The 10,289-nt window shown below is 65.8% G+C and carries 12 protein-coding genes; 8 read left to right on the top strand and 4 right to left on the bottom strand.

What is annotated here, in order from left to right; all coding sequences use genetic code 11:
- Nucleotides 1-171: 171 nt before the first annotated feature.
- The 3 genes from E3O25_RS05195 to paaI are packed head-to-tail and all read right to left on the bottom strand — an operon-like array spanning nt 172 to nt 2,579.
- The gene (locus E3O25_RS05195; protein ID WP_092106859.1) at nt 172-771 is read right to left on the bottom strand and encodes a TetR/AcrR family transcriptional regulator; all 600 of its coding nucleotides are present in this window, start codon (nt 769-771) and stop codon (nt 172-174) included.
- A 41-nt stretch (nt 772-812) separates the two neighbouring features.
- On the bottom strand, nt 813-2,132 hold the full coding sequence (paaK, locus tag E3O25_RS05190) for a phenylacetate--CoA ligase PaaK (protein WP_092106861.1): 1,320 nt from the start codon (nt 2,130-2,132) through the stop codon (nt 813-815).
- A gap of 18 nt (nt 2,133-2,150) precedes the next feature.
- Entirely contained in the window at nt 2,151-2,579 is a 429-nt protein-coding gene (gene paaI, locus E3O25_RS05185) for a hydroxyphenylacetyl-CoA thioesterase PaaI (protein ID WP_092106863.1), read from the bottom strand.
- 192 nt (nt 2,580-2,771) lie between these two features.
- Between paaI and paaA the strand changes: the two genes are divergently transcribed.
- The 6 genes from paaA to E3O25_RS05155 are packed head-to-tail and all read left to right on the top strand — an operon-like array spanning nt 2,772 to nt 7,428.
- A complete protein-coding gene (gene paaA, locus E3O25_RS05180; RefSeq protein WP_092107562.1) occupies nt 2,772-3,758 on the top strand; it encodes a 1,2-phenylacetyl-CoA epoxidase subunit PaaA in 987 nt (328 codons plus the stop codon).
- Nucleotides 3,755-4,060 (top strand): 1,2-phenylacetyl-CoA epoxidase subunit PaaB, encoded by a 306-nt coding sequence (gene paaB / locus E3O25_RS05175; protein ID WP_092106867.1) that lies wholly within the window; start codon nt 3,755-3,757, stop codon nt 4,058-4,060. The genes paaA and paaB overlap by 4 nt, the downstream gene beginning before the upstream one ends.
- Nucleotides 4,057-4,911, top strand: coding sequence for a 1,2-phenylacetyl-CoA epoxidase subunit PaaC (paaC, locus tag E3O25_RS05170; protein ID WP_241988502.1), 855 nt, complete (start codon nt 4,057-4,059; stop codon nt 4,909-4,911). Before paaB ends, paaC begins: the two co-directional genes overlap by 4 nt.
- The gene (gene paaD / locus E3O25_RS05165; RefSeq protein ID WP_092106869.1) at nt 4,905-5,465 is read left to right on the top strand and encodes a 1,2-phenylacetyl-CoA epoxidase subunit PaaD; all 561 of its coding nucleotides are present in this window, start codon (nt 4,905-4,907) and stop codon (nt 5,463-5,465) included. The genes paaC and paaD overlap by 7 nt, the downstream gene beginning before the upstream one ends.
- Nucleotides 5,465-6,625 carry a 1,2-phenylacetyl-CoA epoxidase subunit PaaE gene (gene paaE / locus E3O25_RS05160; protein ID WP_092106871.1) on the top strand — a complete coding sequence of 387 codons (1,161 nt, stop codon included), beginning with the start codon at nt 5,465-5,467 and terminating at the stop codon, nt 6,623-6,625. Before paaD ends, paaE begins: the two co-directional genes overlap by 1 nt.
- A gap of 29 nt (nt 6,626-6,654) precedes the next feature.
- Nucleotides 6,655-7,428: an enoyl-CoA hydratase/isomerase family protein gene (locus E3O25_RS05155; RefSeq protein ID WP_092106873.1), complete on the top strand. Its 774-nt coding sequence runs from the start codon at nt 6,655-6,657 to the stop codon at nt 7,426-7,428.
- A gap of 161 nt (nt 7,429-7,589) precedes the next feature.
- Here the strand turns inward: E3O25_RS05155 and E3O25_RS05150 are convergent, their stop codons facing one another.
- A complete protein-coding gene (locus tag E3O25_RS05150) occupies nt 7,590-8,528 on the bottom strand; it encodes an EamA family transporter (RefSeq protein ID WP_134360615.1) in 939 nt (312 codons plus the stop codon).
- A gap of 287 nt (nt 8,529-8,815) precedes the next feature.
- Between E3O25_RS05150 and E3O25_RS05145 the strand changes: the two genes are divergently transcribed.
- A complete protein-coding gene (locus E3O25_RS05145; RefSeq protein ID WP_166805972.1) occupies nt 8,816-9,547 on the top strand; it encodes a YcnI family protein in 732 nt (243 codons plus the stop codon).
- A gap of 4 nt (nt 9,548-9,551) precedes the next feature.
- Nucleotides 9,552-10,253: a copper resistance CopC family protein gene (locus E3O25_RS05140; RefSeq protein WP_166787732.1), complete on the top strand. Its 702-nt coding sequence runs from the start codon at nt 9,552-9,554 to the stop codon at nt 10,251-10,253.
- The last annotated feature ends 36 nt before the right edge of the window (nt 10,254-10,289 follow it).

Genomic DNA, 10,289 nt, shown 5'->3' with positions numbered 1-10,289 from the left:
CCGATGGTACTGCAGGGGGGACCCTGTGGGAGAGTAGGACACCGCCGGACTTAACTTAGAACGACCAGAAAGGCCACCCCCGGGTGGCCTTTCTGCGTTTAACGTGCGTAGCCGACAAAGCAAGGAAGGGCCACGCACACTGTGCGTGGCCCTTCCTTGTCCTGGCGCGTCCTAGCGGCGCCGCAAGCCGTCCAGGGCAACGGCCAGCACGTCGTTGGCGAGCTGCGCGGCATCTTCCGGTCCCTCCGGGCGGTACCATTCGGCGATTGAATTAACCATGCCGAAGAGCAGACGAGTCACGACCCGCGGATCGATGTCGCTGCGCAACGAACCCTCATCGCGTGCCTCGATAACCAGAACGGAAACGGCGCGGTCGAAGGCGCGACGCCGGGTCAGCGCGAGGCGCTCAACATCGGTGTTCCCCCGAACCCGCAGGAGGAGCGTCACGTAGGGCAGGCGTGAGGTGAGAACCTGCACGGCGCCGCGAAGCACGTAGGCCAAACGATCGATAGCGGTCCCGGTCACGGCACCGCACTCCACGAGCACACCCTCCAGGCCATTGAGGGCCTCGTCGAGGGCAAGCTGGAGAACTTCATCCTTGGACGAGAAGTGGTGGTAAATTGCCGCCTTCGAGAGAGCCAGACGTGCCGCGAGCACTCCCATGGAGGTTGCGTCATATCCGAATTCGTTGAACGCGGCGACGGCGATCTCGAGAATGGCCCGCTGGTCATAGCCGGGGCGCCCGCGTTTAGGAGTGTGTACGTCAGACATAGGTCTTGAGTCTCTCACGCGGGCGTACCGACGACGACCGTTCAGCGCAGGTCGTAGACGCGCTTGTGCTTGCCGGTGCTGCGCTCGAGGGTGCCCGGTTCGACGATGAGCACATTGACGCTGGAGCCGATCCGGTCCTTGATCAGGTCGATGAGCAGCGCACGAGCGGCCGCTGAGGCCGCATCGTCGGTGTGCTCGTGTCGCTCGATGCGCACGGTGAGCTCGTCCATGCGCGACGGCCTGGTCAGTTCGAGCACGAAATGCGGAGAGAGGTGCTCGATGCCGAGCACGATCTCTTCGATCTGAGTGGGGAACAGGTTGACCCCGCGCAGAATGATCATGTCGTCGTTGCGGCCGGTGATCTTCTCCATGCGGCGCATGCCGGGACGGGCCGTGCCGGGAAGCAGACGGGTCAGGTCGCGAGTACGGTAACGAATGACCGGAAAAGCCTCCTTGGTGAGCGAGGTGAAGACGAGTTCACCGGTTTCACCATCGGGCAGGGTGACCCCGGTGTCACCGTTGATGATCTCGGGCAAAAAGTGGTCCTCCCAGAGGTGCGGGCCATCTTTGGACTCGATGCACTCGTTGCCGACACCCGGCCCCATGACCTCGCTCAGACCATAGATATCGAGGGCGTCGAAGTCCAGCCGGTCTTCGAGTTCACGGCGCATCTGGTTGGTCCACGGCTCGGCGCCGAGCACTCCGACTTTGAGGCTCGAGCGGCGCGGGTCGAGGCCGGCGGCGACCATGGCGTCGGTGATTGTGAGCAGGTAGCTCGGCGTCGACAGGATGACGTCGGGCTCGAAGTCGGTGATCATCTGCACCTGCTTGTTGGTTTGACCACCCGACATGGGGATGGCGCAGGCACCGAGCGCTTCGATTCCGGCGTGGGCGCCAAGGCCACCCGTGAACAGGCCGTATCCGTAGGCGTTGTGAACCTTCATGCCGGGGCGCACGCCAGAAGCACGCAGGCTGCGAGCCACCAGGCCCGCCCACATGGCGAGATCGTTCTTCGTGTACCCGACCACTGTCGGAAGTCCGGTGGTGCCCGATGATGTATGGATGCGTGCAACCTGGTCCATCGGAACAGCGAACATGCCGAACGGGTAGGACACCCGCAGGTCTTCCTTGGTCGTGAACGGCAGCAAGGACACGTCTTCGAGACTGCGAATATCGTCGGGGTGCACGCCGGCCGCATCGAACTTTCGCGTATAAAGAGGTACGTTTTCGTAGGCGTGCCGCACAGTGTGCTGCAGGCGGGTGAGCTGCAGCGCGCGGATCTCACCCTGGGACATCCGCTCGGCAGCGTCGAGTTCTTCGAGTGCTGGTGCGTGCAGACGGGTCTTGGTCAGCGTTGACATGAGGCCTTCCGAAAGGAGTTAGAGGTGGTTGCGGGCAGGGACGGGCAGATTGGTGGTGCGGCTGCGGCCGCGAAATTCGGCAACGGTGACATCGTCATCTACCGTGACGCGCACATCGTAGATGCCGCTGCGACCGCTTTTCACGCGTAGTAACGCTGTCGCCGTCAGGGTCTGGCCGCTCGTGGTTGGTTTCAGAAAGGTGATGTCGGCGCCGGCGGCGAGGGTGACGTGGTGTGAATCATTGCAGGCAATGGCGAAAGCCGTGTCGGCGAGGGCGAAGATGAAACCGCCGTGGGTCACATCAAAACCGTTGAGCATGTCGTCGCGCACGATCATGGAGACGACCGAGTGGCCCGGCTCGTTCCGATGCACGATCATTCCGAGAGAAGCGGATGCCCGATCGCGCTGCATCATGGCTTGACTGCCGACAGAGCGAGCTTGCGTCATTCGGATCTCCTCGTTGAGTTGCCGTGGCGGACGGGGTTGCCCGGCCGATAATGTGACTATATACTAACTGAACGGTCGGTCGGTAATAGATTTCGTATCCGTGCGCACAATTGCCGACCTGCATCACCCTAGCGTCACCCGCTTGTGCACGAAAACGATCCGACCACCACAGTCAACGCAGACCAGGAGCCGATGATGACAAGCACCATCACGCCCGATACGAGCGCAACCGCCGTTATCAGCGTCGAAGAGCAGCAGTTCAACGACTTGATCGAAGCCGATTCGCGCATTGAACCGCGCGACTGGATGCCGGAGGGCTACCGCAAGTCGCTCGTGCGCCAGATTTCGCAGCACGCGCACTCCGAGATCATCGGCATGCAGCCCGAGTCGAACTGGATCACGCGCGCACCGAGCCTCAAGCGCAAGGCCATCCTCATCGCCAAGGTGCAGGACGAAGCCGGCCACGGACTCTACCTGTACTCGGCGGCGCAGACCCTCGGCGCCACCCGCGACGACATGACGGACGCCCTCATCGCCGGCAAGGCGCGCTACTCCTCGATCTTCAACTACCCCACCCCGAGCTGGGCCGACATGGGCTCGATCGGCTGGCTCGTCGACGGTGCCGCCATCTGCAACCAGGTGCCGCTCTGCCGTGCCTCCTACGGTCCTTACGGCCGCGCCATGGTGCGCATCTGCAAGGAAGAATCCTTCCACCAGCGTCAGGGTTTCGAGATTCTGCTCGAGCTCATGGCTGGCACCGAGGAGCAGCGCCAGATGGCTCAGGACTCGGTCAACCGCTGGTACTGGCCCGCGCTCATGATGTTCGGCCCGCCCGACGACGACTCTCCCAACTCCGCGCAGTCCATGGCCTGGAAGATCAAGCGCCACTCCAACGACGAGCTGCGCCAGCGCTTCGTGAACATGCTCGTTCCCCAGGCAGCCGTGCTCGGCGTCACCCTGCCCGACCCCGACCTGCACTTCAATGAAGAAACCCAGCAGTGGGACCTCGGCGAGATCGACTGGACCGAGTTTCACGAGGTGCTCGCCGGTCGCGGTCCGAATAACGCCCAGCGGCTGCAGCGCCGCCGCGACGCCCACGAAGATGGCCAGTGGGTGCGCGAAGCAGCCGCAGCGTATGCACGCAAACAGTCCGAACGATCTGAAAAGGCAGCCTCATGACCACTCCCGGCGATTCCGCAGCAGAAATCTGGCCCCTCTGGGAGGTGTTCGTGCGTTCCAACCGCGGCCTCAGCCACGTGCACGTCGGATCCCTGCACGCCCCCGACGAAACCCTCGCGGTGCGCAATGCCCGTGACCTGTATACCCGCCGCAGCGAGGGCGTCTCGGTCTGGGTAGTCCCCGCCGCCGCCATCACGACGAGTGATCCCGACGCCAAGGGTGCCTTCTTCGAATCTCCCGCCGGCAAGAACTACCGCCACGCGAGCTACTACTCCAAGAGCGAGGGAGTGAAACACCTGTGAGTGAACACATCGAAGCGGATGCCCCCGCCGAAACTCCCGAAGACATTCACGGCCACGTCGCGGTCGACGTCACCACCCTCGACGCCGAGCTCATCGAAGGCGCGTCCGTCGCAACGGCCGACGTTGCGGAATACGCCCTGTGGCTCGGAGACGACGCACTCGTCCTCGCCCAGCAACTCGGCGCCTGGATCTCCCGCGCGCCCGAGCTCGAGGAAGACGTCGCCCTCGGCAACGTCGCCCTCGACCTGATCGGGCACGCCCGGTCCCTGCTGCACTACGCCGGCACCGCGTCGAACCGTACCGAAGACGATCTCGCCTACTGGCGTACCGAGCCCGATTTTCGGTCACTGCACATCGTCGAGCAGCCCAACGGTGATTTCGCCCACACGATCGCGCGTCAGTTCATCGTGGCCCATTACCTGTTCGAGCTGTACAGCCGGCTGCGGGCATCCGCTGATGCGACGCTCGCCGCGATCGCCGCCAAGGCGGTGAAAGAGGTCGACTACCACCGCGACCACTCCACCCAGTGGGTGCTGCGCCTCGCGCAGGGCACCGACGAGTCGCGCCGCCGCATGATCACCGCGTTCTCCGACCTGTGGCCCTACGTTGAAGAGATCTTTCGCGACGACCCGCTCATCGACCGGCTCGAAGGAATCGCGGTTCGCCCGTCGAGCCTGCTACCGGCCTTTGACGCAGCCATCGCACCGGTGCTCGCCGAAGCCGAACTCGACATTCCCAGCGGATTCGTCGCTTCCGGCGGCGGGCGCACCGGCAAGCACTCCGAGCACCTCGCCTTTCTTCTCGCCGAGATGCAGGTGCTCACCCGCGCTCACCCCGGAGCATCATGGTGACCACCGCCGGCACCACCGCAGCACGGATTGAAGCTGAAGCCCGGCCGCGTCCCACCGACGCAGCGTCCCTCGCCGCGTGGAGAATCGCCGCTCAGGTTGTCGATCCGGAGATCCCGGTGCTCACGATCGAAGACCTCGGTGTGTTGCGTTCAGTTACCGTCACCGATGATGCCGTCGCCGTCACGCTCACCCCGACCTACAGCGGATGCCCCGCGATGGACGCCATGCGCGACGATGTGCTCGAGGTGCTCACGAGCGCCGGGTATGAGAACGTCGCGGTTCGCCTCGTGCTCAGCCCCGCCTGGACCACCGACTGGATGAGCGAGATCGGCAAAGCAAAGCTTCGGGAATACGGTATCGCCGCCCCCACAGGGCATGCGACGGCCCGTGCCTCCGGACCGGCCGGCCCGATCAGTCTGAAAATGGCCGTGAAGTGCCCGCGTTGTTCCTCGCTCAACACCCGTGAGCTCGCGCATTTCGGTTCCACCTCCTGCAAGTCCCTCTACGAATGCCGAGACTGCCTCGAGCCGTTCGACTACTTCAAGGTGCTCTAATGGCTGCAACACGTCTCGAATCCACCATCCAGGGCGCGACCACGCTGGCGCCGGTCAAGCATCGCGCGCGCTTCCACACCCTCACCGTGGCCGAGGTGCGGCCACTCACGGCCGACAGCGTTGAGGTCACCTTCACCGTTCCGCCCAAACTGCAGGGTGCGTTCGACTACCTTCCCGGCCAGCACCTCGCCCTGCGCGCCACGATCGACGGCCAGGAACTGCGGCGCAGCTACTCGATCTGCCGGCCGGCCGGTGTTAAAACCAGCAACGGCGGACAGATCAGTGTCGCCATTAAACGCGACCTCGGCGGCGCCTTCTCCACCTGGGCCAACAGCGAGCTGCATCCCGGCGACGAAATCGACGTGATGAGCCCGCAGGGCAGCTTCACCTCGACCCTGCGCAACCTCGATCATAAGCACATCGTCGGCGTCGCCGCAGGCTCCGGCATCACGCCGCTGATGGCGCTCGCGCACACCGTGCTCGCCGCCTCGGAAACCTCGAGCTTCACCCTCGTCTACACCAACCGCACAGCGCTCGACGTGATGTTCCTCGACGACCTCGCCGAGCTCAAGGACCGCTACCCGGCCCGCCTCGCGCTCTACCACGTGCTCTCCCGGGAGCAGCGCTCCTCCTCGCTACTCTCCGGACGCATCGACGAAGAGAAGTTTCGGCGCATGCTCGACACCATCCTGCGCCCGGCCTCGGTCGACGAATGGTTCCTCTGCGGCCCGTTCGAACTCGTGCAGCTGTGCCGCGACACCCTCGAAAGCACCGGCGTGGAGCGCTCCCACGTGCGCTTCGAACTGTTCACGACCGGTGAGCCCGCCGCGGCCAGCGGGGATCGCGGCCGGCCGGTCATCATCGGCCAGGGCGACAAAACCTTCCAGATCGAGTTCACCCTCGACGGTCAGAGCAACACGGTGACCACCCCGGTCAACGCGAACGAGAGCATCCTCAACGCCGCTCTGCGGGTGCGCCCCGACGTGCCGTTCGCCTGCGCCGGAGGCGTCTGCGGAACCTGCCGCGCCAAGCTGGTCAGCGGAGACGTCACCATGACCGAGAACTATGCCCTCGAACCCGAAGAAATCGCCCGCGGATATGTGCTGACCTGTCAGTCGCACCCGACCACCGACACCGTCGTCGTCGACTACGACGTCTAGGTCGCCTGGAACTCAAGAAAGCGGATGCCGTGATTGACCTCTCGATAGACAACGACGTCGCCTACGTGGTGCTGAACGCACCCGACAAGCTCAATGCCCTCGATGAGGGGGCGATCGTCGAACTCGACGCGGCCTACCAAACCGCAGAGCGGGCCGGCGTGCGCGCGCTCGTCCTGCGCGGTGAGGGCCGTGCCTTCTGCGCCGGACGAGACATTTCCGCGGTCGATCCGCGCACCGACGATGTGCTCGGCTACCTCGGCGACCTTGTCACCCCGCTGCTGCAGCGCATGAGCCGGTTTCCGGCGCCGACCTTCGCGGCCGCTCACGGCGCCTGCCTCGGTGTGGGGCTCGGCCTGCTCATCGCCACCGACGTCGTTTACGTCGCCGACACCGCCAAGATCGGCTCCCCGTTCGCGAACCTCGGCGCCACCCTGGATTCGGGCGGGCACGCCCTGTTCGTGGAACGCCTCGGCGCTCACCGCACCCTCGACCTCATCTACAGCGGTCGCCTCATGTCCGGGGCCGAAGCCGTCGCCGGCGGCCTGTTCAGCCAGGTTTTTCCCGCCGCAGACCTGACCGACCGAACCGTGCAGGCGGCCGCGCGCGCGGCATCCGGTGCAACGCAGGCTTTTCTGGCGAGCAAGGCACTCGTGCAGTCGCTGCGCGATGAACGACTCGGACTCTGGCAGAGCATGAGCGACGAGACCGCAGCCCAGGCCGCGCTGTGCGCCACCGGCGACTACCGCGAGGGCTTTGCGGCGTTCCAGGAGAAGCGCAAGCCCGTTTTTACCGGTCGCGCCTGACGCGCACGGGCGCTGGCCCAACCGCGAGCCGAATCGTCACCCCCTCGCGTGGCCAATTCAGGAAATTCCTCGCTGACGGGACTGCAGCTGCCCTGATCCACGCGGGTGAGTGGTGGGGGCTGGCAGTTTTTCCTGAATACGCCACGGGGTGCGACCCGCAATCAGGCGATCGCGAGCATTCCGGCCGCACCGAGCGCGAGGGCCAGCCCGAACCACTGCACCGGCGCGATGCGTTCCTTGAGAACGACGGCGGCGAGCAGAATCGTACCGGCCGGATACATGGCCGTGAGCACGCTGACGGCGCTCAGGTCGCCGAAGCGCAAACCGAGCAACAGCAGAAAGTTCGCGGTCACGTCGATCACCCCGCAGGCCACCGCCAGTTTCAGGCCGGTTCGCAGAGCCAGGCGGTCGGATGTTGCAACGGGTTCGCTCAGCTCTGCTGCACCGACTGATCGGCCAGCCGCGACCAGGACAGGCGCGGCTGCCCTCGCGCGTCGCCGGTGCAGCGTGCGCAGGGCGATCAGCCCGACGACGGTGAACATGATGCCGCCGTTCACGGCGCGGTTCATAACGAGCGGAACCAGCCCGCTGTCGGACGGTGTCTGGTCGATCAGAATCATGAAGGCACCGATCATCGTGCCAGAGCCGATCGCCATGGCAATGCCCAGCAGACGTGGTCGAACGGCACCGCGCTCCGGCACGAATCCGACCAACACGACCGCGACCAGGGCCAGTACGAGCGCCCAATAGCCGATGGGCAGAAATCGCTCCCCGCCGAGCAGACCGGCGGTCATCGGCACGATCGCCGAGACCACCGCGGTCAACGGGGAGAGGATGCTCATGGGCCCGATTGCGAGGCAGGCGTACAGCAGTGAGATGGCCAGCGCACCGGTGATCCCGGACAGAGCACCCCAGATCACGGCAGACGCCGACCACTCGCCGGCGACGAAGGGCAGCAGGAGCAGCAAAACCACCAGCCCGGAGGTCGCCGCGACGGCGGTCACGAGCACGGCGCTGATGCGCTTGGCGGCGAGCCCGCCGAGAAAGTCTGCGGAGCCGAAGATCACGGCCCCGGTGAGTCCAAAAAACGCGGTCAACATAGGCCACCAGCCTAGCGTTGCCCGGTACCTTGATAAGCGGATGCCGGCCAGCCCGCCAGCCGCTCGGGCCAGCCGCTCGGGCCAGTCTTCTTGCCGGGTCGGTCGGCTACTGTGGTGTGAGCCGGAGAGGGGTTACATGCACACACGCTGGGCCAGCTTTGCGCGCGGCTGGATCGTTGCCATTCTCTCGACCTTTGTCGCGGCTCTGTCGCACGCGCCGGGCGGCACCTCAGCGCCCGGACTGCTGGCGGTCGTCGTTTCGAGCACCCCACAGTTTAAGGATGATCATGAAGTTCACGACCCCCCTCATCGCAGCCTCCGCGCTCGCTGCGGGAATGATGCTTGCCCTCGCGGCGCCGCTCGCGGCCAGCGCCCACGTGTCCGTGACCCCCGACGCGACCGGCGCCGGAGCATATACCGTGCTCACGTTCTCGACCGCGCACGGCTGCGCAGGCTCGTCGACGACGACGATGACCATTGACATTCCCGAGAGCATCGCGAGCGTCTCCCCAACAGTGAACCCGGGCTGGACCGTCGAAAAAGTCGCTGTCGATCTCGCTACGCCGATCGACGACGGCCAGGGCAACGACATCACTACCCGGGTCGGCCAGGTCAGATACACCGCCGTGACCCCTCTTCCCGACGGTTTTCGCGACACGTTTGCGTTGAGCCTGCAGCTGCCCGCTGATTCCGAGGGTGAGACGCTTGCATTTCCCGTGCTGCAAACCTGCGAAGTGGGAGAGACCAACTGGAACGAAGCCACGGTCTCTGGCGAGGACGAACCGGCCCTCCCGGCTCCGTTCATAACGGTCACCGCAGCCACCGGTGACGCGCACGGACACAGCGATGCCGACACCGACGCCGAAACGGTCGCCACGCACGATGACGCCACGGCCGCACCGGCCACGGCCGCATCCGCCGATGACATTCTGGCCCGCGTGCTGGGTGCCGGCGGACTCGTCGTCGGTGCCGTCGGCATCGTGCTGGCCGTCACCGCGCGCCGCAAGCAGTCGGTCTAGCGGCATGCGCGGCAACACGACGGCTCGCGGCGAGGTCGGTACATCGGCTGGCCGGCCGGCCAGCCGGGCAGCTGCCGGTGCGAGTAGATCGCCCGGCCGGACGGTTCGCCGAACGGCCAGCGCCGTCTTCGCGATCGTCGTTGCTGCCGCGGCCCTCGGCTGGGGCTCTACCCCTGCCTCCGCTCACAACTATGTCGTCGGCTCGTCGCCGGCCGCCGACGCCGTGGTGACCGAGCAACCCGGCCTGTTCTCGGTCACCACCAGTGACCTTCTGCTCGATCTCGGCGGAACCGGGTCTGGCAGCGCGATGGTCGTCACCGGGCCGGCCAGCGCGCCGCTGTTCTACGGTGACGGCTGCGCGAGCGTGTCGGGTGCCACGGTCGAGACTGCGGCGCAGCTCGGCGCTGCGGGGGAGTACACGGTGATCTGGCAGACGGTCTCCACCGACGGCCATGCCATCTCCGACGAATTCCGTTTCGACTGGCAGCCGGCGGCGGGTCAGACGCTCGCCGGGGGCGCGGCCACGGCTCCGACCTGCGGCACCGAAGCGGATGCCGCAGCCACGGATGCCGCCACCTCGCCCCCCGCAGACACTGCAGCTGACAGTTCCCTCTCTGCTCTCGCCTGGATCGGCGGGACCCTGGGCGCAGTGCTTCTGGCGGTCACCGTGACCCTGCTCCTGCTGCGCCGCACCCCCCGATCCTGAGCCCGCTCCTGTGGCTGGAAACGGGGCAGGGGCAAC

The sequence above is a fragment of the Cryobacterium sp. TMT1-3 genome (assembly GCF_004402315.1).
Classification (GTDB): Bacteria; Actinomycetota; Actinomycetes; order Actinomycetales; family Microbacteriaceae; genus Cryobacterium; species Cryobacterium luteum.
The sequence above is the reverse complement of the archived record's forward strand: the minus strand, read 5'-3'. Positions and strand labels throughout refer to the sequence as shown.